Source organism: Pseudoalteromonas sp. CF6-2 (genome assembly GCF_021729425.1).
Lineage (GTDB): Bacteria > Pseudomonadota > Gammaproteobacteria > Enterobacterales > Alteromonadaceae > Pseudoalteromonas > Pseudoalteromonas arabiensis.
Genome location: NZ_CP091442.1, coordinates 977,687 through 1,003,328 on the forward strand (window position 1 = coordinate 977,687; position 25,642 = coordinate 1,003,328).

20 protein-coding genes are annotated in these 25,642 nt (G+C 40.4%); 18 read left to right on the top strand and 2 right to left on the bottom strand.

The window, feature by feature from the left end; genetic code table 11:
* Positions 1–170: 170 nt before the first annotated feature.
* A complete protein-coding gene (locus tag L3Q70_RS04565; protein WP_062570362.1) occupies positions 171–1,016 on the bottom strand; it encodes a LysR family transcriptional regulator in 846 nt (281 codons plus the stop codon).
* Positions 1,017–1,140: 124 nt separating this feature from the next.
* Between L3Q70_RS04565 and L3Q70_RS04570 the strand changes: the two genes are divergently transcribed.
* The 4 genes from L3Q70_RS04570 to gcvP all read left to right on the top strand — a co-directional run bounded on the left by L3Q70_RS04570 (position 1,141) and on the right by gcvP (position 6,531).
* A complete protein-coding gene (locus L3Q70_RS04570; RefSeq protein ID WP_062570363.1) occupies positions 1,141–1,740 on the top strand; it encodes a hypothetical protein in 600 nt (199 codons plus the stop codon).
* 179 nt (positions 1,741–1,919) lie between these two features.
* The gene (gcvT, locus tag L3Q70_RS04575) at positions 1,920–3,002 is read left to right on the top strand and encodes a glycine cleavage system aminomethyltransferase GcvT (protein ID WP_237114930.1); all 1,083 of its coding nucleotides are present in this window, start codon (positions 1,920–1,922) and stop codon (positions 3,000–3,002) included.
* 51 nt (positions 3,003–3,053) lie between these two features.
* A complete protein-coding gene (gene gcvH, locus L3Q70_RS04580) occupies positions 3,054–3,443 on the top strand; it encodes a glycine cleavage system protein GcvH (RefSeq protein WP_062570365.1) in 390 nt (129 codons plus the stop codon).
* Between the two features lie 199 nt (positions 3,444–3,642).
* Positions 3,643–6,531, top strand: a complete 2,889-nt coding sequence (gene gcvP / locus L3Q70_RS04585) for an aminomethyl-transferring glycine dehydrogenase (RefSeq protein ID WP_193988471.1) — start codon at positions 3,643–3,645, stop codon at positions 6,529–6,531.
* 138 nt (positions 6,532–6,669) lie between these two features.
* On the opposite strand, the gene L3Q70_RS04590 is transcribed toward gcvP, so the two are convergent.
* Positions 6,670–6,978, bottom strand: a complete 309-nt coding sequence (locus L3Q70_RS04590) for a hypothetical protein (RefSeq protein WP_237114931.1) — start codon at positions 6,976–6,978, stop codon at positions 6,670–6,672.
* Between the two features lie 245 nt (positions 6,979–7,223).
* Between L3Q70_RS04590 and L3Q70_RS04595 the strand changes: the two genes are divergently transcribed.
* The 14 genes from L3Q70_RS04595 to L3Q70_RS04660 all read left to right on the top strand — a co-directional run bounded on the left by L3Q70_RS04595 (position 7,224) and on the right by L3Q70_RS04660 (position 25,620).
* The gene (locus tag L3Q70_RS04595; RefSeq protein WP_237114932.1) at positions 7,224–7,379 is read left to right on the top strand and encodes a hypothetical protein; all 156 of its coding nucleotides are present in this window, start codon (positions 7,224–7,226) and stop codon (positions 7,377–7,379) included.
* A gap of 247 nt (positions 7,380–7,626) precedes the next feature.
* Positions 7,627–9,909, top strand: coding sequence for an ankyrin repeat domain-containing protein (locus L3Q70_RS04600; RefSeq protein WP_237114933.1), 2,283 nt, complete (start codon positions 7,627–7,629; stop codon positions 9,907–9,909).
* A 259-nt stretch (positions 9,910–10,168) separates the two neighbouring features.
* The gene (locus L3Q70_RS04605) at positions 10,169–10,507 is read left to right on the top strand and encodes a hypothetical protein (protein ID WP_237114934.1); all 339 of its coding nucleotides are present in this window, start codon (positions 10,169–10,171) and stop codon (positions 10,505–10,507) included.
* 66 nt (positions 10,508–10,573) lie between these two features.
* The gene (locus L3Q70_RS04610; RefSeq protein ID WP_237114935.1) at positions 10,574–10,876 is read left to right on the top strand and encodes a hypothetical protein; all 303 of its coding nucleotides are present in this window, start codon (positions 10,574–10,576) and stop codon (positions 10,874–10,876) included.
* Positions 10,877–10,966: 90 nt separating this feature from the next.
* Complete coding sequence (locus tag L3Q70_RS04615; RefSeq protein ID WP_237114936.1) at positions 10,967–12,484, top strand: sigma-54 dependent transcriptional regulator; 1,518 nt, start codon at positions 10,967–10,969, stop codon at positions 12,482–12,484.
* Positions 12,485–12,535: 51 nt separating this feature from the next.
* Positions 12,536–15,991 (top strand): DEAD/DEAH box helicase family protein, encoded by a 3,456-nt coding sequence (locus L3Q70_RS04620; protein WP_237114937.1) that lies wholly within the window; start codon positions 12,536–12,538, stop codon positions 15,989–15,991.
* A 43-nt stretch (positions 15,992–16,034) separates the two neighbouring features.
* Positions 16,035–17,615, top strand: coding sequence for a class I SAM-dependent DNA methyltransferase (locus L3Q70_RS04625; RefSeq protein ID WP_237114938.1), 1,581 nt, complete (start codon positions 16,035–16,037; stop codon positions 17,613–17,615).
* Complete coding sequence (locus tag L3Q70_RS04630) at positions 17,612–18,799, top strand: restriction endonuclease subunit S (protein ID WP_237114939.1); 1,188 nt, start codon at positions 17,612–17,614, stop codon at positions 18,797–18,799. The genes L3Q70_RS04625 and L3Q70_RS04630 overlap by 4 nt, the downstream gene beginning before the upstream one ends.
* A 13-nt stretch (positions 18,800–18,812) precedes the next feature.
* On the top strand, positions 18,813–19,283 hold the full coding sequence (locus L3Q70_RS04635) for a hypothetical protein (protein WP_237114940.1): 471 nt from the start codon (positions 18,813–18,815) through the stop codon (positions 19,281–19,283).
* On the top strand, positions 19,283–20,362 hold the full coding sequence (locus L3Q70_RS04640) for an MBL fold metallo-hydrolase (protein ID WP_237114941.1): 1,080 nt from the start codon (positions 19,283–19,285) through the stop codon (positions 20,360–20,362). Before L3Q70_RS04635 ends, L3Q70_RS04640 begins: the two co-directional genes overlap by 1 nt.
* Positions 20,363–20,475: 113 nt before the next feature.
* Positions 20,476–22,140, top strand: coding sequence for a hypothetical protein (locus tag L3Q70_RS04645; RefSeq protein WP_237114942.1), 1,665 nt, complete (start codon positions 20,476–20,478; stop codon positions 22,138–22,140).
* Positions 22,130–24,952 carry a helicase-related protein gene (locus L3Q70_RS04650; protein ID WP_237114943.1) on the top strand — a complete coding sequence of 941 codons (2,823 nt, stop codon included), beginning with the start codon at positions 22,130–22,132 and terminating at the stop codon, positions 24,950–24,952. The genes L3Q70_RS04645 and L3Q70_RS04650 overlap by 11 nt, the downstream gene beginning before the upstream one ends.
* A gap of 7 nt (positions 24,953–24,959) precedes the next feature.
* Positions 24,960–25,202, top strand: a complete 243-nt coding sequence (locus L3Q70_RS04655) for a hypothetical protein (RefSeq protein WP_237114944.1) — start codon at positions 24,960–24,962, stop codon at positions 25,200–25,202.
* 37 nt (positions 25,203–25,239) lie between these two features.
* On the top strand, positions 25,240–25,620 hold the full coding sequence (locus tag L3Q70_RS04660) for a hypothetical protein (RefSeq protein ID WP_237114945.1): 381 nt from the start codon (positions 25,240–25,242) through the stop codon (positions 25,618–25,620).
* Positions 25,621–25,642: the final 22 nt, after the last annotated feature.

A 25,642-nucleotide genomic window follows, 5' to 3' on the forward strand; every position in this document is an offset into this window, starting at 1 on the left:
TAATACTATACTTTATCTAGTGTTTTAGGGTTGATTTTAAGATGATTGCTAGGGGTTTTGTTTAGGAAAATGCAATAACTTAATGATTGATATCAATATGCTGTTTTAACTATGCACGATGTTTTGGCTTACATTCGTGTCGTAAACACTGCTTTTATAGTGATTCAACCTTAGGTTAAGCGCAAGGCGATAAACTCAGCGAGTTTATCTACTGCGTTACCAGCTTCATCAGCGCGTTTTATTAAACTAATGCCAATTTGACCCAGTTCAGGGAGATCTTTAGTTTGTAGCTGGTAGTTAAGCTCATTGGGTACGGTACTTTTTGCGAGCACCGTAATGCCTAAGCCTTCTTTTAAGGCGGCAGTCAGGCCCGTTAAGTCGGCATTACTGTAAGCAATACGGTATTTAATACCTGCACTTTGTAATGCTTCAATTGCACGGCGGCGATAAATACACCCTTCTGGAGCGGTTACAAGTGTTACCACATCGTTTTGCGCAAGGCTTAAATCGCCTACCCAAACTAGTTGGTCTTGCATAAAAATAGGGAACTTGGCTGATTCGAGCTCTTCGTTTAATGCCAGTACTAAATCGAATTGATCTTGGCGTGAAACCGACAATAAATGTTTACTCAAACGAGAGCGTACTTCGAGCGATACATCAGGGTAGAGGGCAACGAAATCACCAATGATCGAAGGTAAAATACGTGCAGCAAATTCACTTGGGATCCCCAAACGCACTTTACCGGTGACGTTTTCGCTGGTGAACTGCTGCAAAATAGCGTCGTTTTGTTGCAGCATTTGCTTAGCTAATGGCATGAGCAATTCGCCATACTGGTTAAGCACTTGGCGCTGCCCTTGCTTTTTAAACAGCTTGTGGCCAAGCATATCTTCTAGGCGCTTTATTTGTAAGCTCACAGCCGGTTGCGATAGCCCTAATAACTCACCCGCTTTGGCAAAGCCGCCTACTTCAACAACGGTGACTAGGGTGCGTAAACTGTCGGTGGAAATATTTTTCATAAAAAAAATCTATTTATAGGGCTACATATATAAGCATTATTTATCAATTGATAAATAATTACAATTTGTTGTTGCCTGCACGGCGCAATATACTTCAAGCATTAACGATTGATAGGTGTCACATATGACTTTTACGCCAATAATGTTTGCTCGCCACAGCCAAGCTGAGACACCAGCAGACAACGTGCTACAAGCAAATAACGATACTGCCATTATGGACTTTAGTGGCACTGAAGCAATCCCATTTTTAACGGCTATTTTAGGTCTTGATATTAATAAGCTAACCGCCAGCGGTTTAGGCTTACGTAGTTCATTAGACGATGACCTAACAAGCAGCTACGCTTATGCCCTGTACTACTTTAATGAAACCGCATTTCGTTTTGTGCTAGGTAAAGATGCCAGCGTGCAATTACAGTCGCTTATTAATGAGCAACAACTACGTTACGACATTGATTATGTAATGCGGGACGATTTAAGCGCGCTAACCCTAAGTGGTGAGCAAGCGTTTGATGCCTTGGTGGACAGCTTTAAACTAACGCCAGGGCTGCGTTTATCAGACATGCGCAGCTGCTATGGTGCACAAAGTGGTGAAGTGTTTATAACCGCTATAGACAACCAAGCAACACAGCAATTTCAGCTGGTGGCGCGCCAAGCAGAGCTTGATAAATGGCAAACGCACTTACAGCAGCTCGGCTTTGATTTAGCCTTAGCCAACGTTGCTTAAAATAGAAAGTTTTTAAAACAGCTATACACTTGGGTGTTTAGCTGTTTTTAGTTACAAAATCGCAATTTGGGTGTGACAACTGTGCAACTAATGTATAATCGCCGCCCATGTTATTCCCCCTCATTAAATTGAGGCCACGCCCCACAACTAGTGGGTTAATTTAAAAGTGAAGGAATATTATGACTTCTAAAACAGTTTTACATGCTAAGCACCTAGAAGCTGGCGCAAAAATGGTTGATTTCCACGGTTGGGAAATGCCAATCAACTACGGCTCACAAATCGAAGAGCATAATGCGGTTCGCACAGATGCAGGTATGTTTGACGTATCTCACATGACAATTGTTGATGTTCAAGGCGAACAAGCACAAGCATTCTTACGTAAGCTTGTTGCAAACGACGTTGCTAAGTTAACTGTACCAGGTAAAGCACTTTACACAGGTATGCTTAACGAAGAAGGCGGCGTTATCGACGACTTGATCATCTACTTCTTTTCAGAAACTGACTATCGTTTAGTTGTTAACTCAGCAACACGTGAAAAAGATTTAGCACATTTAGCTAAAGTGTCGGCTGATTTTGCCGTAACAGTGACTGAGCGTCCTGAGTTTGCAATGATTGCCGTTCAAGGCCCTAACGCACGCGCTAAAACTGCAACTTTACTTAACGCAGAGCAACAAGCTGCTGTTGAAGGTATGAAGCCTTTCTTTGGTGTGCAAGCTGGTGATTTATTTATTGCGACAACAGGCTATACTGGCGAAGATGGTTATGAAATCGTAGTGCCTAACGATCAAGCTGCTGATTTATGGCAACAACTTCTAGACGCAGGCGTAGCGCCAGCAGGTCTAGGTGCACGTGATACGTTACGTCTTGAAGCAGGTATGAACCTTTACGGCCTAGATATGGACGAAAGTGTTTCTCCACTTGCTGCAAACATGGCGTGGACAATCGCATGGGAGCCAGAAGATCGTAAGTTTATCGGTCGTGAAGTATTAGAGCAGCAACGCGCTGACAAGAGCACAGACAAACTAGTTGGTTTAGTGCTTGAAGAAAAAGGCGTATTGCGTAGCGGTTTAAAAGTCATCGTTGAAGGTGGTGAAGGGGTGATTACCTCTGGTACATTCTCACCAACGCTTGGTCACAGTGTTGCGCTAGCACGCGTTCCGCGTTCAACTGGCGAAACAGCCCAAGTAGAGATGCGTAAAAAACTGGTTAACGTTAAGGTTGTTAAACCTTGCTTTGTACGTAGCGGCAAATCAGTTATCTAAACTATAAAAAATTTGGTGTTATCACCCAATATAAACCAAAGGAACAAAAAGATGAGCAATATCCCAAGCGAATTAAAATATGCTACTTCACACGAGTGGGTTCGCGACGAAGGTGACGGTACGTTTACTGTAGGTATCACTGAGCACGCACAAGAACTTCTTGGCGACATGGTATTCGTTGAATTACCAGAAGTTGGTGATGAAGTTGACGCGGGTGAAGACTGCGCAGTAGCTGAGTCTGTAAAAGCAGCATCAGACATCTACGCACCTATCGGCGGTGAAATCGTTGCAATCAACGAAGATCTTGAAGATTCGCCTGAAACAGTAAATAACGACCCGTACACTGACGGTTGGTTATTCCGTATCAAAGCATCTGACACATCAGAGCTTGATAACCTGTTAGACGCTGAAGGCTACGCTAACACAATCGACGAAGACTAATTAATTAGTCACGCCGACTAAAAGCCCCGTCTAGATACCTAGCTAATCAACTACCTAGCTTGGGTTTCACTGGGGCTTTTATGATTTTATAGCTTACGTTTCCATACGCTGTAAGTTACTAAATCAACAAGTTTTTAAGTTATTGCCAGTTACCCATTGGCAGTAACCACTTTTTTTTGGATCATAGGAATCTGGACAAATGTCAAACGCCAAATCTCTTGAACAATTAGAGCAAAAGCAAGATTTTATTCGCCGTCACATTGGGCCAAGCCCAGCGCAAGTAAGCGACATGCTGAGCGCTCTTGGAGTATCGAGTGTTGAAGAGCTGATCGGTCAAACGGTACCTGCAAGCATTCGCTTAGAGCAAGGTTTATCAATTGGCGAAAGCCGCACTGAAGTTGAAACACTAAGCTACTTAAAATCTGTAGCAAGCAAAAATAAAGTGTTCAAATCATACATCGGTCAAGGCTACCACCCAACTCACGTACCACACGTAATTTTACGTAACGTACTTGAGAACCCAGGCTGGTACACTGCGTATACACCATACCAACCAGAGATTGCACAAGGTCGTTTAGAATCATTATTGAACTTCCAGACTATGACCCTAGACCTAACGGGTCTTGACTTAGCAAGCGCGTCATTACTTGACGAGTCAACGGCTGCGGCAGAAGCTATGGGCCTTGCAAAGCGTGTTGCAAAGTCTAAAGCGAATGCATTCTTCATTGCTGATGACGTACACACACAAACAATCGACGTTGTTGCAACACGTGCAGAGCAGTTCGGTTTTGACGTTATCGTTGGTAAAGCAGCTGAAGCACTAGACCACGACATTTTTGGTGCGTTATTCCAATACCCATCAACAACGGGTGAAATCACCGACGTAACCGATTTAATCGCTGGCGTACAAAGCAAAAAAGCGATTGCCTGTGTTGCTGCTGACATCATGAGCTTATTACTGCTTAAAGCACCAGGTAAACTAGGTGCAGACGTAGTGCTTGGTTCAGCACAGCGTTTTGGTGTACCTATGGGTTACGGTGGTCCACACGCTGCATTCTTCGCAACACGCGACAAGTACAAGCGTTCACTACCAGGTCGTATTATCGGTGTTTCTAAAGACCGTTTAGGTAACGACGCACTGCGTATGGCAATGCAAACACGTGAACAACACATTCGTCGTGAAAAAGCCAACTCAAACATTTGTACAGCGCAAGTACTACTCGCGAACATGGCAGCGTTCTACGCGGTCTACCACGGTCCACAAGGCCTTAAAACGATTGCTGAGCGTATCCACCGTTTTGCAGACATCTTAGCGGCAGGCTTAAAAGCGAAAGGCGTAAACCTTAAGCACGACACATGGTTCGATACACTGACTGTTGTTGCAGATAACAAAGACGAAATCGTTGCACGTGCAGTAGAGCACGGCGTTAACTTTGCCTCTAACCGCGCAGGTGAATACTCAATTTCTGTATCAGAAACAACAACGCGTGCAGACGTAGCTGAGCTATTCGACATCATCTTAGGTGAAGACCACGGCCTAAGCGTTGACGCACTAGCAAACGAAATCGAAGTAAACGGCAGCAACTCTATTCCTGCCAGCCTAGTACGCGATGACGAAATTTTAACGCACCCTAACTTCAACTCGTACCACAGCGAGACTGAAATGCTGCGTTACATCAAGCGTCTAGAAAACAAAGATTTAGCGCTTAACCACTCAATGATCTCATTAGGTTCATGTACCATGAAACTTAATGCGACAGCTGAGATGATCCCAATCACTTGGCCTGAGTTTGCAAACTTACACCCATTCTGCCCACTTGATCAGGCAGCGGGTTACCAAATCATGATGACTGAGTTACATGATTGGTTAGTAAACATCACAGGTTACGATGCAGTTTCACTACAACCTAACTCAGGTGCACAAGGTGAATACGCAGGCTTAATCGCGATTCGTAAATACCATGAGTCACGCGGTGAAGGTCACCGTAACGTATGTTTGATCCCAAGTTCAGCGCACGGTACAAACCCAGCGTCTGCACAAATGGCAAGCATGAAAATCGTGGTTGTTGACTGTGATAAAAACGGTAACGTTGATATGGCAGACCTTAAAGCGAAAGCCGAAGAGGTATCTGAAAACCTATCTTGTATCATGATCACATACCCATCTACACACGGTGTTTACGAAGAAACAATTCGTGAAATTTGTGACATCGTGCATCAGCACGGCGGTCAAGTGTACATGGACGGCGCAAACATGAACGCGCAAGTAGGTGTTACAAGCCCAGGCTCAATCGGTTCTGACGTATCGCACCTTAACCTACACAAAACATTCTGTATTCCACACGGTGGTGGTGGTCCAGGTGTTGGCCCTATCGGTGTTAAATCTCACCTAGCGCCATTTATGCCTAACCACAGCGTAATTAATGTTGCTGGCACAAACATCGGTAACGGTGCGGTTTCTGCTGCTCCTTACGGCTCAGCAGCTATTTTACCAATCTCGTGGGCATACATTGCCATGATGGGCTCTGAAGGCTTAAAACAAGCAACAGAAATGGCTATCGTGAACGCTAACTACTTATCTGAGAAGCTAAGCGAGCACTACCCAATTTTATACCGTGGCCGTAACAACCGCGTTGCGCACGAGTGTATTGTTGACCTACGCCCACTTAAAGAGCAAACAGGCATCTCTGAAATGGATGTAGCTAAACGTCTACAAGACTACGGCTTCCATTCACCAACTATGTCATTCCCAGTAGCTGGCACACTCATGATTGAGCCAACTGAGTCTGAGTCTAAAGTTGAGATCGACCGTTTCATCGAAGCCATGGTGTCAATCAAGTCAGAGATCGACCGTATCGCATCTGGCGAATGGTCAATTGAAAACAACCCGCTCGTGTTTGCACCGCACACACAAGCAGACGTACTAGGCAATGAGTGGGACCGTGCATACGACCGTTTCTACGCAGCATTCCCAGTACCAAGCGTAGCAAAAGACAAATTCTGGCCTACAGTAACCCGTATCGACGACGTATACGGCGACCGTAACCTAGTTTGTTCATGCCCAGCGGTTGAGACATACCGTGACTAAGGTTTGATTTTGTAGTCTAGTATTTAAAAATTAGACATTTGTATTTAAAAATAGACAAACTTCGGTTTGTCTATTTTTTTGCCCTCAATAAAGTGCAGATATGTTTTTACGAACTAAAGTGATAAGTTCTAATGGCGCTTAATTACAAACAGCGGTGTTTAAGTGGTTAATCTGCTCTGGACTGAAGCCGTGGCGAAGTAGTTCGAAGTCTTTCATTTGCACTTGAGCTTTTTGGCCTGCACCTATGACTTGATAAATACTACCGCTCGCTGTTTTGATTAATTGATTGTGAGCAGAGATTTCTACTATTTTTGATGTACTAATGTAATCGTTAGTCGCGAATCGGTATGTCATGTCATCAACACAGATCCCCCACAAAATTTTTCCAATCGGTTTTTCACCGTCAAAAATAGAAACGATGTGCCAGTCTTTTACTATTGTATTCATTGAAAGCTCACATGACTTTGAATTGATGAGGTAATGATAGCCGAACAAAATTTAAAACTTTGGCAAAACCGTGGAAGTAATCCTGAGTTTTTATAGTAGTTAACCCCAAAGGTATATAACTAATTGTTTTTGTTTGATTTGTAAAAAATGAAATTTTTCCGCCACATGGATTGCCGCGAATATCTGAGTTGTTAGTTAAAGTTGAGACCGTCCAATGTCGGACGGAAAACATAAGGTGATTAACAATGTCATTAGTAACAGTATCAAATAACTCAAATCAAAGCTCTGGTAATGGTCGTGGCCCTTCTTCACATCCGGGACCGGGTGGCAACTGGCCCAGCACAACAGGCGGTAAGTCTGGTGGTGGTCGCGGGAATGCGCCAGCAAAAGGTGGTAAATAATAAGGAAGCGAGGGCGTGTTAGACGCCCTCTATTTGTTTATGAAAAAATACAGTAGCGATAAAGATATAAATAAATTAGTTACCAGAATGTGTAAAATAGGCTGGCGATTTATTAATAGAAAAAAGCATGGGGCTTTGATAACCCCAAATGGAAAGAAAATAACAGTACCTTCATCACCAAGTGATAGAAGAGCATTTAAAAATTTTTCCAACGACATTAGAACCATTATTTGCAGGGAGCGCAACTATGTCTGATTTTTCGTATCCAACTCATATAGAGACTTTGAGAACATTTGCAAAGGTTTTAGGTGTAAAAGCTGGTAATAAATATCTTGATGATAAAGCCAAAGATAAAACCGCTGATTATCGTTTGATAAATAAATTTTCCAAGGAGGTTTTCGATTACTTATCTAAAACATTTGGTAATGAAATTGGTGCAATACTCAAACAAGGGTTTCATGCATATTTAACGGAATACATGACACATGTATCAAATGTTTACGCTGACGGAGTATCTCGAACAGAAATAGGAATAGCTCTTTGTAAGACGTTACTAAGCAAACACGTCGTAAATACAATCGATAGTGCGTTGGGATTAGTTTCAAGCAAAAAGCCATTAAGCGTAGCCTTCTTTTCATTTCAAGAAACCTGTACATCACAATTACTTGCTTGGTTAGAAGAAAATGAGGGAGGCTGGAAACACTATTACAATTCTCTGGAAAAAGAAAACAAAGCAAAAGTTAAAGCTTGGAAGGATGGTGAACATAAACCAGACATTCAATCATTAGTCTTCCTACAATCATGGTCACAAGGTCCTTGGCCTGAACATATTGACTGGCAAAAAGTGAGAGTACTACTTTTTATTGCGTCAATTATTGACCGTACAGCTAAGGAAGAAGGCAGCTCTTTGTTGATAGATGAGTGCCGATTGTTGTCGTGGGGAGCAAAGCCTACCTATGAATTTAGTCAACTAATTCAATCACATCAACAAGCCTATAAGGATAGGATTAGTTATTTGCTGCCATTGGTCGGAGAAATTCAACATGGGTTGAAGCGAACTATTGTTAAAAACGAAGGGGAATTTGAATATTTTAAAGCCGCAATAGATAAACTTGAGCAACAACTATCTCTCGAAGTGCATAAATCTCACTTTGCATATTGGGTACAGTGGCACAAAGCTAGGATGTATGTCTTGAATGGTCAGCTTGCAGAAGCTAATGCGCTTTATAAGTTTGGGTTTGATAAGTGTTTATACAGAGCTGGTATTAATCAAAAGTATATAATTGAAGAGGCAATAGTTGTCGCGGCAAGCCAAGAAAAGCCGGATAAAGTCTTTTTAAAACACTTAAAGAATGCATTGCTGATGTTCAACTATGATATTCCTTCAGTTCAAAGTAGTGAGTCATCGAATAAGTTTTCTGACATTATTGAAGATTGGGAAGTACAAAACTGGAGAGCTTCGTTTTATAAAGTTTTCCCCAAAGCCGGAATGTTTCCAGAAGCAAATACTCCAGAAATTGAGGCTAATATTGGAATCAATGTTGTTACAGATATTGATGAGATAAAGCCAGATTATCGACACCCGAATAGAAAGCTGAAAATTGGAGAGATTTGGAAGAAAACATATCCTCAATTGGTTTGGTTTGCTGAGATTGAAAAAAGTGATGTAGTTGAACAGCTCCTAAATCAAGGTGCCGATGTTAACCTGACTAGCAGCTCTGGAGATACCGCAATTTTAATGGCTTTAGAGACATTAAACTTAAGGGAGGTGCCATTAAGGTCTTTAGACGACACTCTATTTTATCTACTATCAGAATATCCTCACAGTAAAGAAACTATGAACCGTTGTACTGACAAAAAGCGTCTACAGCCTCTTATATCGGCGGTTCAATCTGGTAGACCTGATATTGTTGATAAAGTTTTAGCTATGGGGGCAAACGTTAATAATAGAGGTTTAACTGACAATCAAACCGCATTGAATGCCTGTATAAAGATGATTGGTATAGCTAAGGACCCAAAGCGTTATTGGGACAGTGTTCTTCAAATGCAGTTAACTCCTGAAGTGTTAGATTCGATTAGGAGGGCGAACTCAGGCATGACGGGTTTCACTCTGGAAGATCAGCTACAGTTTCTGTTAGCTCAAAACTCAGATCCAAGGTTTCGACAAATATCACGCTCGTTAACTAACTTAATGTCAGAGAAGCTAGACGAGAGAATTGACATTGTAAATATGAGATTGATTGCGAGTCAGTTAATTGAAGCTGGTGCAAATGTTAATGCTGAACACGTTGCTCCTGTCACAGGTTATACCCCACTGATGCTGGCGGCAGAACTGGATGAAGTTGGTTTGTTCAACAAAATGCTTAGCAATGGCGGAGACCCACGAAAAACTTACTTCTGCAAAAATACGAAACAGAGTGTCGATTGCTGGCGAATAGCAGAGTATTTTGGTAGCACTAATGTATTAGCTGCACTAAAAGAGATTGAATATTTTTTCCCTGAAAACACTGGGGTAAGTAATTCCCATTGACTTTGTTATTACTAAAAAATCGCTTAAAACCGCTGTTTTTTCGTAAAAATCTGCCAAGTTTAACTGTTTCGTTACTATGAGATTAATCATTAAAATTAATGGGTTAGTAATATTGAGATTTAATAAATATCAAAATATATAATTATTTTAATGATTTTTAAATCTTAATAAAAACAACGATTTAGTTAGGGTTTTTACTTGATTTTTGAGATTTCCAATTCTATTACTTTTAAAGTGATAAAACTAATAGGTGAATAAAATGAAAACATTGAAATTCAAGACTCAATCATTCTCAAGTATCAAACAATTTAGTAAAGATGTTCTTACCAACAAGCAATTACAAGTTAACTTGTCCGCTCAGTGTGTTGACCCTGACTTTTTACCTCTTGGGAAATTAGTCGATAAGTTGAGTAAAGTGCTGACGGTAAATCAAGTTGATACAGTAATTATCCCTAATGAAGCGATTTCTAGCAGATATATTCATGAAATTATGACTTTGCTTACTGAGTTGAAAGTCAAAATCACGTTTGAAAAGCAACTAAACAAGGCCGAAGCCAGTAAAATTCCTTTGTCTATATTACGCCGTATAGAAAACTAGATATTAGTTCAGGGACGGCATACTTCTTACCTTAAGTTTTTCGAAACAATTAAAGAGAGTTTTTATATGACAAAGGTGCGAGATCTAGGGCTAAAAGCTATCGAGTTGATTGAGTTGTATGGTGAGAATTTAGTCGTTGATAACATGCCGGGGTTTGCTCAAACAATGGAAAGAGGAGATTTCTTAATTGTTTATACAACACCTTTTTCAGGAGCTGAGTCGTTACCGGGACAGAGAAGCTATATGATTGATATTTGGTACAAAGACAAGAAAGTGTTCAGTGAGTATTTCGAAAGTTTAGAAGATCTTTACAACTGTCATCGCTCAAAAAGATCCGAATGGACAAAACACCTGTTAAGTTTGAGTTAAACGAGTTTAAATTAAGGGATCATCGGCTAGGTAAAATTTTTTATTTCATGTAAGATGATTTACAAATGAATAAAAATAAGCAATTGGACAGTGCACACACTTTTTACGTGGCTTGGTAATCGCGATATTGAAAACATGGAACAGGAGCAGAATGCTGCTATTGTTTCACTTGCGACAAAATCTGAAGTTCCATTTGATAAAATCGTTATTCTCTCCAACAAAGATGAAGCTAAGTGGGATTCATTTGAGCGCTTTCTGAAAAAGCGGATGGCGATGATAAGCCGACCATCTGAAGATATTAAAATCCACTTAGCGCAAATCCAAAGTCCAATTGACTACCAGTCTATTTCAGTTGAAACAGAAAAGTGGATCACAAAGTTATCTGAAGAGTCTGACACGCTCTCGATCAATCTAACGTCTGGTACACCTGCAATGACAACGCTTTCTGTGCTTCATGGAAAGGGAAAGTCCAATACACGCTTTGTGCAATCGTCCCCGAAAAACGTTATTGAAGAAGTCGAAATACCACTGGATTTCGGTAAAGAATACGTAAAGTCTGCCTCAAAGAACATTGCTCATACAGCGACCTCATTACCTAAGATACAAAAGGCGTTTTCAGAATTAACTGCCAAGTCAAAAACAATGACTGATGTGGTTGAAAAGGCAAAGAGAATAGCCGCTTCTGAAGTTCCTGCCCTTATTTTAGGTGAAACAGGTACGGGTAAAGAGCTGATGGCACATGCTATCCACAAAGGGAGCCTGAGAGGCAATAAGCCTATAAGAGTCGTAAACTGTGGTGCGCTTGCTGAAAATCTAGTTGATTCAACACTGTTTGGTCATAAAAAAGGGGCGTTTACTGGCGCAGATAAAGATTTTGCAGGTCTATTTGAGCAAGCTAACGGTGGAACCTTATTTTTAGATGAAGTTGGTGAATTAAAGCCTGATATACAAGTTAAGCTACTAAGGGCATTACAGCAAGGTGAAATTACCAGACTTGGTGATACGAAAACCATTAATGTCGATGTGCGCGTTATTGCTGCTACTCACCAAGATTTGACCTCCTTGATTGAACAAGGGGATTTCCGAGAAGATCTGTTTTACCGCTTAGCGGTGGGCATTATCAATATGCCACCACTAAGAGACCGGCTTGAAGATATTCCAGTCATAGTTGAACAACTGACAGACCAAATTAATGAGTCGGGGTCCAAACACCCAGATTATATAAGTAAAAAAGTTTCCGAAAATGGAATTAAGTTTATTTTATCGCAGTCATGGCTAGGCAATATTCGTGAATTATGGAGCACATTGAACAGAGCTTTTCTCTGGACAGATGCAAAATTGGTAGGTGAAAAGGAACTGTCTCACGCGATCATAAATAGAAGAGTTGGTGCGCAAAGTAATTATGTTAGGCTGTCTTTTAATGACAAAGTGGATATAGTTCAACTAACTGAAAATTATCAAAAAAAGTATGTTGAGGCTGCATTGAAGGCAAGCGGTAATGTTAAGAAACACGCTACCCAAATGTTGGGCTTAAAAGACCATCAAACGCTAACAAATTGGATGAAGCGTTTGGGAATTGAAAATGATAAAGCAGATAATCAACAATAATTTCGAATTTGGCATTGCGCTTGCGATATAGGACACAAGGAATAATCAGGAATGAAGCAATCAATGAATTTTGAACACATCCAAATCAAATGGCCTGAGTTACATCAGCTTGCTGCATTTGCAGAAGACTATGTGATCAGTGACCCACAAAGTGCTTTAGTAAAACTACGCTGTTTTGCTGAAAAAGTGGTTGGCTATTTGTACAAGGAGCTTCGCCTACCTGTATTCCCCAACTCTAACATCTATGACAAGTTAACCTCAGATGACTTCACAAGTGTTGTACCCAGCTTAATTACTGACAAACTTCATGCGATCCGTAAAAGCGGTAACCAAGCAGCGCATGAAGGCAGAGTCGATCAGCAGCAAGCTATCTGGATATTAAAAGAAAGTTACTTTGTCGCTAGTTACCTCTTTATGGCTTATGCGGGAGGCCAGCAAGAAGATTGTCCTGAATTTACGATCCCAGAACAAACAAAACCAATTGATCAATCTGGGGCAGAGTTTGTTAAGAAGAACAAGCAACTTGAAAAACAGCTAGCTGAAAATGAAGCGCGATTAAAGAAAGCACTAGAAGAGCTGGCAGCTTCTGAAAAAGCGCAAAAACTTGCACAAATTGAAGCATCCAAGCTTAAACAAGCAATTGACTCTGAAAAAGTCAGCCAAGTGCAATCACTGAATAAGAAAATCACATCAAGCTTTAAGTTTGACGAGGCTGAAACTCGCGCCCGTATTATTGATATGGATTTACGTGCAGCGGGCTGGAATGTTTCACTAGACGAATCTAGCACCGATGAAGTGGGCAAAGAAGTAGATTTGCCACATCAGCCAACGAATAGTGGAAACGGAAGAGCTGATTACGTTCTGTGGGATGATGATGGTAAGCCATTGGCGGTTATTGAAGCAAAGCGTACTCGTGAATCAGTTGAGAAAGGCCGCGAGCAAGCAAAAATCTATGCTGATGCGCTAGAAAAGGAATATGGTCAACGCCCTGTAATATTCTATTCAAATGGTTACGACATTCGTATTTTAGACGATGCCCAAGGCTATAACAGTCGCAAGCTTTATGGTTATTACTCAAAAGACTCGTTGCAATACCTTATTAAGCAACGAACTTTGAAAAAAAATCTCAACCAAACGCCTATTGATACCGATGTGGCTGGTCGTATGTATCAAATGGAAACCATATCTCGTGTCTGTGAGCGTTTCACCAACAAACACCGTAAATCTCTTATCGTACAAGCAACGGGTACGGGAAAAACGCGAGTATCTATCGCGCTGGCGAAACGCTTGTTGGATGCTGGTTGGGCAAAGCGTGTTTTATTCCTATGTGACCGTAAAGAGTTACGTAAGCAAGCGGGTAATGCTTTTAACGAATTTACCAAAGAGCCGCTATATGTAGTTGGTAAAAGTAAAAAAGAAGCAGCAAGTAGTGCTCGTGTCTTTATTGCAACCTATCCGGGCATGATGCGCATTTTCCAAAAGTATGATGTAGGTTATTTTGATCTGATTGTTGCTGATGAATCTCACCGTTCTATTTACAATATTTACGGCGACATTTTTAAATACTTTGATGCGTTAGAAGTTGGCTTAACTGCAACCCCAGTTGAAATGGTATCTCGTTCTACCTGTCAGCTATTCGGTTGTGATTTTAAAATGCCGACGGCGAATTATCCGCTAGAACAAGCGATAGAAGACGGCAACTTAGTACCCTACAAAATCGTTAGCTTTACCACTAAATTCCAGCGCGAAGGCATTAGCAAGGACAATCTTAGTGACGAGCAAATTGCTCAACTTGAAGACCAAGGGATTGATCCTAATGAGTTGGATTTTGACGCAAAAGAAATTGATGATGCAGTGAAAATAACAGGAACTAATGAAGCAATTATTAGAAACCTGATGGAAAAAGGTTTACGTGATGTTGATGGTCAATTGCCGGGTAAAACAATTGTATTTGCGCGGAATATTGCTCACGCCGAACTTATGGCAAACCTATTTGCAGAAATGTATCCGCAGTTGGGGAATAACTTTTGCCGAGTTATTCACTCGAAATATGAACGTGCTGAAGAGCTTATTGACGATTTTAAATCGACAGATGAAAACAGCATTCGCATAGCCGTCTCGGTTGATATGCTCGACACAGGTATTGATGTGCCTGAATGTGTAAATCTCGTATTTGCTAAGCCAATTAAATCGAAAGTGAAGTTCTGGCAAATGATTGGTCGAGGCACGCGCTTGTGTAAAGATCTTTATGGAGCAGGTAAAGATAAAACTCACTTCTTGATTTTCGATCACTGGGAAAACTTCGAATACTTCGATATGGACCCAGAAGAAGAGGACGTTAAACAGTCAAAATCGTTAACTCAAAAGCTATTTGAATCACGCTTGTTACTGGCTGAAACCTCACTTAAAAAAGCCGATGTCGCAACGTTTGATGAAGTGATAAAACTCATTCATCAGGACATATGTTCACTTGATATGAATACCATAGCGGTGCGTGACAATTGGCAGGTAGTTGAAGCGTGCAAAGACGAAAAATACCTCAATCAGTTTGCCCCAGAAACTAAAACAAGTCTCTATGAACATATTGCACCTCTGATGCAATGGCGCAATATTATGGGCCAGTCAGAAGCGTATAAATTTGATAATGAAATCGCCATTATCCAAACTTTGCTATACACCGATCCAAGCCAAATCGACTTAGCTAGGCAAGCATTAATGGTGAAGATAGAAAAACTACAAATGCACTTAAATGAGGTGCGTGCTAAGGCAAGTTTTATTGCAGATATTCAAAAAGAGGAATACTGGCAGAACCTAACAGCATCAATAGACGGTTTTGAAACATTGGAAACCAGCCGTAAAGCATTGCGTAGCGTTATTCACTTAAGAGAAAAAGGTATTCAACCACCTTCACAAGAAGTCATCTTAGACATCAGAGAAGATGAAGCTGACTATCAGGTTACGGAACGTCCTACCAAGATAGTGTCGATTGACTATCAAATCTTCCGCCAAGAGGTGGAGAAAACCTTAGCACCACTATTTGAAACCGATAGCGTGTTACAAAAAATCCGTGCTGGTAGCCCAGTTACAGAAGATGACATTGCTCGCTTAAATGCTTTAGTCCACATTCAAAACCCGAATGTTGATTTAAATACTTTGAAAGAGTTTTACCCAGATTCAACGGCAAGCTTAGATAAAATTCTTCGTACCATTGTTGGCATGGATAAAGAGGCAATCGAGCATAGCTTTACTAAATTCGTACAGCAAACTCATACCCATATGAATGCCAAACAACAGCGTTTTATTGGTTTATTAAAAAATCACCTAGTGCGCTATGGCGTTATCAAGATTGATCAGCTTTACGATGTTCCATTTACCCAAGTACATGATATGGGCCTTGATGGCGTGTTCAGTGAAGCGCAAGCCGATGTGATAGAGCAATTTATTAAACAGTTTGATGTGGAGTTAGGACAAAAAGCCACATCAGTAGATAAAGAAATTCAGTTGTAGGTCGAGCGTTTAATTAAACCGTTCGACAAGAGGAAAAGAGAAAATGATCACAGGTCAGTTAAAAAGCAAAATAGACAAACTTTGGGAAGAATTTTGGACGGGTGGTATCACCAACCCACTAACGGTAATCGAGCAAATCACATTTTTAATGTACGCCCGTATGCTTGATATGAATGAGCAAGCCGATGAAAAGCGTTTCGCCAGAACGAAAAAGCCATTTACACGCCGCTTTAATGACAACGAACAGCACTTGCGTTGGCAAAACCTGCGTCATTTAGGCGCGGAAGAACTTTATAAAGTGGTTAAAGACGAGCTATTCCCGTATTTCTCTAAAGCCAATGATGATGAATCAACCGAGGGCGCTATTTTCAACGAGTTTATGAAAGACGCGCAGTTGATGATCCAAAAGCAATCGTTATTAGTGAAAGCGGTAGAGATGGTGAACGACTTACCATTAGAAAACTCTGATACCAAAGGTGACTTATACGAATATCTATTAAGTAAGTTAACCACGGCAGGTATTAACGGCCAGTTTAGAACGCCACGTCACATTATTCGTGCAATGGTGGAAATGATGGACCCAGACAAAAACAGCCGTATTTGCGACCCATCAACGGGCACAGGTGGCTTCTTATCAGTGTCTTACGAATATTTACTTGAAAAATACACCTCACAAGAAGGTATAGAACGCGAGCCGCTATTTGATATCGATGGCAAGCCGATGCTCGACATCAACGGTAAACAGCTTGAAAACGTCTTGTATTCAGGCGATTTAATTGGCGAAGACGCTCGCAAGCACATCGATACCGATATGTTCCACGGCTTTGATTTTGATGCCACCATGTTACGTGTTGCGGCAATGAACTTAGTGATGCACGGCATTAAACAGCCTGATATTCACTACCAAGATACCTTAAGCCAATCATTCTTAGAGAAGTTTCCAAATGAAGCAAAGTCCGGCATGGAAATTATTCTCGCCAATCCGCCGTTCAAAGGCTCACTAGATGAAGAAGACGTTTGCCCAGAGTTACTGCGTAAAGTAAAAACAAAAAAAACCGAACTTCTGTTTGTTGCGCTAATTGAGCGTATGTTACGTGTGGGTGGCCGCAGCGCGACCATCGTGCCCGATGGCGTATTATTTGGCTCATCTAACGCGCACCAACAATTGCGTAAACTGTTAGTGGATAATAACCAGCTTGAGGCGGTGATTTCACTGCCAAGCGGGGTATTTAAACCCTATGCAGGTGTATCAACCGCGATTTTAATTTTCACCAAAGGCGGCAGCACCGATCACGTTTGGTTTTATGACGTACAAGCCGATGGTTACTCGCTCGACGATAAACGCACACCAATCAAAGATAACGACTTACCAGATTTAGTCGCTCAGTTTAAAGCCCGTGACAAAGCTGTAGCTGAAACCGAAGCAAATGACAAAACCCAAAAGGCGTTTTGGGTTAGTAAAGAAGAAATTACTTCAAATAAGTATGACCTTTCTATTAATCGCTACAAAGAAGTGGTGTATGAAGAAGAGCAATACGATCCGCCAAAGGAAATCTTAGGCAAGTTAGTGAAGTTGGAAAATGAGATATTGGCTGATTTAAAAGAGCTGGAGGCAATGCTGTGAGTTGGCCTGTTGTAAAAATGAGTGAAATTTTTGATATTGCTCGTGGTGGGTCTCCACGACCAATTGATCAATTCATCACTGATGCTCCTGATGGGGTAAACTGGATAATGATTGGTGATACTAAAGGGGATAGTAAATATATTGATAAAACAGCCAAAAAGATAAAGCCGGAAGGAGTCAAGAAGTCGAGAGAGGTAAAGAAGGGGGACTTTTTACTTACTAACTCTATGAGCTTTGGAAGACCATATATTCTTAGAACTTCTGGCTGCATTCACGATGGATGGTTGGTACTTAGTCCCAAAACTGATCAAATTTTTACTGATTATTTCTACCATTATTTAGGTTCTACAGAAGTTAAAAACAAACTTGCATCCAAAGCTGCTGGAGCAGTAGTAAAAAACCTAAATAAAGATATTGTTAAAGATTTAGAAATCCCACTTCCACCACTCGAAGAACAAAAACGCATCGCCGCGATTTTAGATAAAGCCGACAGTGTGCGCCGCAAACGCCAACAAGCCATCGACCTCGCTGACGACTTCCTCCGCAGTGTCTTCCTCGATATGTTCGGCGATCCTGTTTTAAATCCGAAGGGGTTACCTCAAGTTAAGTTAACTGAACTCTCAGACGTAATTTCTGGATATGCATTTAAAAGCGCTGAATATATTGACGATGGTGAAGATTCGGTAAGGCTTTGTCGTGGAGCCAATACCTTGACTGGGTATTTCGATTGGAAAGATACGGTCTACTGGAATAAAGAAAAATTAGCTGGAATTCAAAATTATAAAATAAAGTCTGGAGATGTCATTTTGGCAATGGATCGTCCGTGGATTTCTAGTGGGTTGAAAGTTTGTGTATTCCCAGAAAATGAAAGGGATACGTATCTTGTCCAGCGTGTAGCGAGAATAAGACCCAAAAACCCAAAATACACTGACTTTTTGTATGCTAGCATATTGTCTAAGGCTTTTGAAAAACACTGTTGCCCGACGGAAACAACCGTGCCACATATTTCGCCTGTGGAATTGAAAAACTTTAATGTACTAGTGCCTGATGAAAAGCTCGTGGAAAAATATCACGACGCAGTAGTTAAAGTACGAAAGTCTAAATTAGCAATGCAAAAATCAGCAGTGGAAGCATCAAATGCTTTCAACTCGTTAAGCCAAAAATCTTTCGCTGGTGAATTATAAACAAGGAACGTAAATGAAATTGGTGATTACATATTTGGTAGCGATGCTTTTAATCATTGCATCAGCATTTTTAGGTTTAGAACAATGCGGCTTGCCTAATTCACTAACTAGTAGTGAATTAGCATTGCGATGCGCCTTAATATCAATGCTAGGAGGCATTTTGTATTGCCTTCGCTCAGTGTATTTAAATAGATGCGTTCATGATCGTTGGACCAAATCATGGGAGATTTGGTACTACTTAAGACCTATTACCAGTTTTATTTGCGGGATTGTCGCTTACATCTTTTTAAAAGCAGGGCTTGTTGTTTTAGATGCATCTCAAAACACGGATGCGGGTAACTTCGGTTATTATGCTTTTGCTTTCTTTGCCGGATTGAATGTTGATAAATTCGTGGCAAAGATTGAAGAAATTGGTAAGTCATTATTTGGTATAGAAAAAACTAGAAATGCAAAGTTGAGTGATGATAATAAGGAAGATAAGTAATGGATGACTTTTACGAAATTGATTTTTTAAATGTTGAGTCAAAGAAAAGTGGTGATGCGATTTGTATTCGTTATCAGGTTAACGGTCAACAAAAGATCCATGTCGTTGATGGCGGCTTTCAAGCAACGGGTGACAAAGTTGTCGCCCATATTAATCAATATTACAACGCACCAACTTTTATTGATGCTGTTGTTGTTACTCATCCTGATGGTGATCACGCTGGGGGGCTGAGAACGGTATTAGAGCAGTATAATGTTGGCGAACTATGGATGTTAAGACCTTGGCTTTATGCAGATGAGCTTATCGATAGGTTTAAGCGGTTTACTTCAGTCGAAAACCTAAAGAGAAGACTTAAAGAGTTATATCCAAATTTGGTTGCTTTGGAAGAAATAGCAAATCAAAAAGGTATTCCAATAAGGGAGCCATTCCAAGGAGCTGTAATTGGTTCCTTTAATGTATTGGCACCGTCAAAGTATCGCTATTTAGATTTAGTAGTAGAGTCAGATAAAACACCAGAGCATCATGAAAAATCAGAAGACATATTCACTGGATTGTTTGGACTGATAAATGAAGCTGCCCGTGCATTAGTGGCAGTGCTTTGGGGAGATGAAAACTTTTCATCAGAGCCAACTTCCGCTGAAAATGAAATGAGCATTGTTCAATATGCGAACTTATGTGACAACAAGATATTGCTCACTGGTGATGCGGGGCGAGATGCTTTAACTGAAGCTGCTGATTATGCACCATACGTTGGATTAACTTTACCCGGAATTGACCGATTTCAGGTTCCACATCATGGTTCAAGACGAAATGTTTCCACCGAGCTGTTAGATCGATGGCTTGGTGAAAAGCCATTATTTCAACCTTCTCCAGACGACACTACTTTTACTGCTATTGTTAGCGCATCAAAGGAAGATGAGCATCACCCCCGAAAAACAGTAGTTAGAGGCATGATACATAGAAAAGGGAAAGTTATTTCAACGGAAGATGGATGTATTAGAACACAGAAGAACGCACCAGCTCGCGAAGGTTGGTCGGCGGTTACTCCTCTGGATTATCCCGAAGAACAAGAAAGTTAACTCAGCAAATAAAAAGACTGCACACATACACTAGAAAGGATGCTTAATGCAAGATTTATCGAGAACTAGAAATCGAAATTTTATTCCTCATGACGAAGCTGTTAGGAGGAAAAATGTCTGATTTTACAATCGATAAATCAAGGGTGGGGAGTGAGCTACTTAAGCGAGTAGCAGAGCTAGTAGATAAAGAAGAAGTCCAGCTAGCTATCGCACTATTACAGGAAGCATTGAAAGATTATTCTGACTCAGAAGTAATATTAACTAGCTTGAGCAGCCTTTATCAACAGGTTGGGCAGCTTGATATTGCTCAAACAGTCAATGAAAGATTATTAGGCACGCAAGCGGCACGAACACAATCAACGAATGTTGAATTACCCAGTGAACATGATATTGATTTCTTAGAAACGCAATCGGTAGAAATTAGTGAATCAGAATATTCTTTTGATTTACCTGATAGTAAACCAGCCTCACCAACGAAAACACTAAGTTTAGTTGGTCAAAAGCAATCTAGAACTAATACAACTGTCCAAAAGTCCAAGATAATAGTTAAGAATAAATTTAGACTATTACTGGATGATCAAAAACCAAAAGATGGTGTTGAGGAACCTTTAAATACCAACGTAAACGTAGAGACTGATACTAACTATACACCACCTAATCATATCACTGACGAGTCATTATTAAACTCAATAGATACACCAATAGAAGAGAAAGAAGAAGTTGAAACCACTCATGAGTCTACTCTAGAAAATGCAGGGGCTTCTGACGTTACTGCGACAACTGAAAGTAACAGCGATCTTATAGATTTTGTTGATGCGTTGCCTGATGAAGCAATGGATGGTTTGGCCAACGAGCACTTTGAAGACGCCTCTGAATCCGATGGTTTAGAATGGGTTACTCATGAACTAACCTCTTTCGCTGACCAAGAAGCTGAATTAGATTTGCTTGATAGTATCGAACTGACTTCGTTTACTGAAAGTGAAAATAATGAAGAACTAAGCCTATACGATTACTGGGATGATGCCCTTGAAGAACAGTATGATGAAGAAGGTGAAGAAGAGTTTGGCGCTTTAGAAAACACCCTAACATTAGCAGAACGAGCAAGGTTAATTGCCGTTGAATGTGTATTGGAGTTTAACTGGGATACAAGTACTTTACCGTTTCTTGTCGAGGTGTTTACATCAAGAGGTTGGACCAATATTAGAAAAGCACTTGAACGAGAAGTAGCCGCTGGTGCGAGTTTTGTTGAGCTTGAATTAGCTTATGATATTAAAAATTTATGGCAAGACTCTTCGAGGTATTGGATCACATTTAGCAAAGCCTACGGCGCAGGTGAGTCAACTGATGCCGCATATCGTCATTGCAGTTGGAGTCAAGCATTAAGGTTAATTAGGGTTTTTGAGGCTACCCCGTCATATGAAGAAATATATGACTTCTTAGAGTATGAATTTGAAGCTTGGTTCAACCACACCGTTCTTAGAAAGTGCTTTCCTGCATTTACTAAATATCTATTTAACTACCGATTACACGAGAGAAACGTAACACGCTTTGTGGATGGTTTTAGCGTACCTACTGAATATGAGAATGAGTATTCTCTATGGTCACACTATACCCACTCTGACGAGGTGACAAAACTAAGAGAGTTGGGTATTGATTTAGCTTCAAGCAATGCACCTAAAAATCAATTCTTATCAGATAAGTATACATTTGACTATTTATTAGAGTATTGGCGTTCAACGACCCCTGAAAGCGAAAGAGGGAAATATAATGAGAAATAATAATGGAATTAAGCCTGTTAAAGGTTGCTGGGTCGCTCACAAAGACAATGGTGAAGGGCTTGTTTTAAATGTGTTGGAAGGTATGGATGGCATTACGCTGAAAGTACATTGGAAAAATACCCAATTAGGACAAACGCTAATTCCTTTCGAATCTGTTTGTTCAGGCTTTATGGTCGGGATGGAGGTGCAACACACTCCAATATCAAAGGCTGATAAGTCGCTAGGTGAAGGATTAGTGCTAAAAACACGGAATGTTGCTGGGTTTGACCAAGTACTCGTCTACTTTTCTGATATAGGTGAGTCTCGTTGGTTACCTTTTGAAAGGTTAACGTGGATTAAGGGCGTAAAACATCGTTTTTGCACCAAAGATTTTGGTGATGAAACATCACCAGAAAAGTTTCGCTTAAAAGTGCTTGCGCATGCTATTGAAAATTGGAATGAAAATACTGGTTCTTTGTCTCGATTAGACATAGACCCATTACCACATCAAGTTCATTTGGTTCATCATATTCTAGCGTCAGGTCACCTTAATTGGCTTATTGCTGATGATGTAGGACTTGGTAAAACAATTGAAACAGGAATGCTGCTTAAGGCTCTTGAACAACGAGGGCAAGCGGATAGGGTCTTGCTGATAACCCCAGCAGGATTGACTGCTCAATGGAAAGAAGAACTCCATAACAAGTTCGGTTTAAGTGAATTTAGAGTTTATGGCGACAACTTTAATATTGAAGAAGAGCGCGAATGGGGAATGTATAAACATGTTATTGGCTCTATTGATAAGTTCAAAGAAGAAAGTCATTTAGAAAAGCTGCTAAGAGCTGAGCATTGGGATTTAGTAATATTTGATGAAGCTCACCGTTTAAGTCGAAGGCAATATGGCCTGAAGTATGATGTGTCTCATCGTTTTCAATTAGCCAACCTTTTGAGAACTAAAACAAAGTCAATGGTGCTGTTAAGTGCGACGCCACACCAAGGTAAACCTGACAAGTTCCAAAGCTTATTGATGCTACTAAACCCGGAAAGAAAGGCTGAGATCGAAACACTAGCATTAAACCCTGAAATATTGTCCGAAATGATGATCCGCAATAACAAATCTGATGTTACCGACTTAGAAGGAAACTTTATATTTAAAGGAAAGACAACAAAGGCGATACGAGTTCCTCACGATGATTCAATGAAAGCTTTTGATGAATCTCTTCAATCTTATCTAAGAAAGGGATATTTAACGGCAAGTGAAATGGGGCAAACAGGCAATGCAATCGGCTTTGTTATGACAGTGTATCGTAAATTAGCAGCATCGAGTGCCAAGGCCATTCATAGAGCGCTACACAACCGAAAACTGCGTCTTATTCAGGAGTCTGATTCGATTTATGAATCTGACAATTTAACTATTGAAGATGCGCGTTTCATTGGGGAATCAGAGGAGCAGGTATTAGCAGGTACACAAACAAAAGAGTTTTTTGATGGTGAGCTAGAGCAATTAGATACTTTGATTGCTGAAAGTGAAGAAGTGCTTAAAGACGACCCTAAGCTAAAAGAATTTATAGATACACTGATCCCCAAAATATTAGCGAGCAATAAGAATGAAAAGGTATTAATTTTTACCGAGTATAAATCTACGCAGGAGTATATTAAATTAGCGCTAGAGCAGCAGTTTGGAATTGGTTGTGTTGACTTAATTAATGGCTCGATGAAGCACCACGAACGAAGAGAAGCTATTAGAAATTTTGAAAGTGATGGACAGTTTTTAATTTCAACTGAAGCTGGTGGCGAAGGTATCAACCTTCAAGATAAGTGTCACATCATGGTTAACTACGATCTACCTTGGAACCCGATGAGACTAGTGCAACGGATAGGTCGTCTATACCGTTATGGACAGAAACATCGCGTTGTCGTTTTTAACTTGTATTCTCCTGAATCTATGGATGATCAGATTATGGAACTTATGCAGGAGCGCATAGAGCAAGTCGTGGGTGATTTATCCTCAGTGAGCGGTGAATTCAACGAAAGACTAGGCGAAGACATTATGGGTGAAGTAGCCGACTTGATAGATGTAGAAACAATATTGTCGGAGGCTATTGGAGAAGGTATTACTCGCACAACAAAAAGGATTGAAGAAGCGCTTACCAAGGCTAAAAACGCAGCGAGTAAACAACGAGAACTTTTTGATTATGCCGCGGGATTTAACCCTTCTGAAATTAAAGAAGAATTAAATATTACATCTGAGCATGTCCAGTCGTTTGCTTTAGGAATGTTTCGTTATTTGGGCGTAGAAATTACAGATGAAACACATAAAGGATTAATTTGGCATATTAAATTGCCTGAAGAAATAGCTACTGAACTAGGGGTAAGAAAAACACGTTGGGAAGTAACGTTTGACCGAAAATTACACGCTCATCGTGGCAATTGTGAAATGATGGATCTTGATAATTTCATATTTAAGTTCTTGCTAGACAAGGCTAAGTCATATGATTTTGGTGGGCTTTCAACATCAGTTATTAGTGTCAATGATCTGGAAGGGGCGGTTGTTTGCTCATATTTAAGGTGGCAAAACTCAACTGGTGTAAGACAGCGACAAGAATTAGTGGCAGTTCAGGTTCAGGCAAATCAAAAATCTGAAATTAACACCCAAGCATTTTGTGACTGGCTGAAGTCGGAAACACATCAATTTGATTTAAACACAACCTTTGATACTAAAACTCTTTTTGCCCACAACGAGAAAGTAAGTGCTGATTTGCTTAAATTAAAATCGAATAATCTTTTGCATCCTGATGGTATCTATCCTTTAGCAGCAGGATTATTTGAAGAGTAACAAGCAAGTGAAATTATTGTACTCACCAACAAACGCCTTGGTAAAGTGGCTAAAAGAAGACTTGCTGAGATTGCCTACACTTGCAGGTAAACAATCTGGCGTCAATGTAGTTAAGTCAGATAGCACATTTATGTGCTGGGAAGCTGATGGTATTAATAACCAATATAAGTCCTATGAAAAGACTATCATTGTTTGTACAGCTAATAGTCGATTCATTTTTTATAACTGTTATTTCACGCTTAACTCATGATGAGTTAACTAAGGTACTTATCATTGAATGACAGGTAATGTTGGCGGAAACATTCGAAAGCTACCAACTTACCCCTAAAACTGAAATAGCCATGTTATTGAGTGAGTTATCAGATATAGTATTTAACGTTGAGTGGGTTAAAAACACTGATTTAAGTATAAATGGGCACATCAGCGATGCCGGACTTTGGATTGAACAAGTTTTAAGGAAGCAAGGTGTATCTGAGTTATCAATTCAGCAAGCGACTGAATTAGCAATTTACCTAAACACTACGGTAAAACGTATAACAAACAAAGAAACTAAGCGTAAAGAAAAGATGATCCCGGTGGAAAAGCTCTTGGCCTATTGCCAGAGACTGGTTTTAGGTGATGGCTCTAAAACGAATGTTATTAGTTTTGAAGAATATAAAAGTAAATAAATTTACATTAGTGGGTGTGATA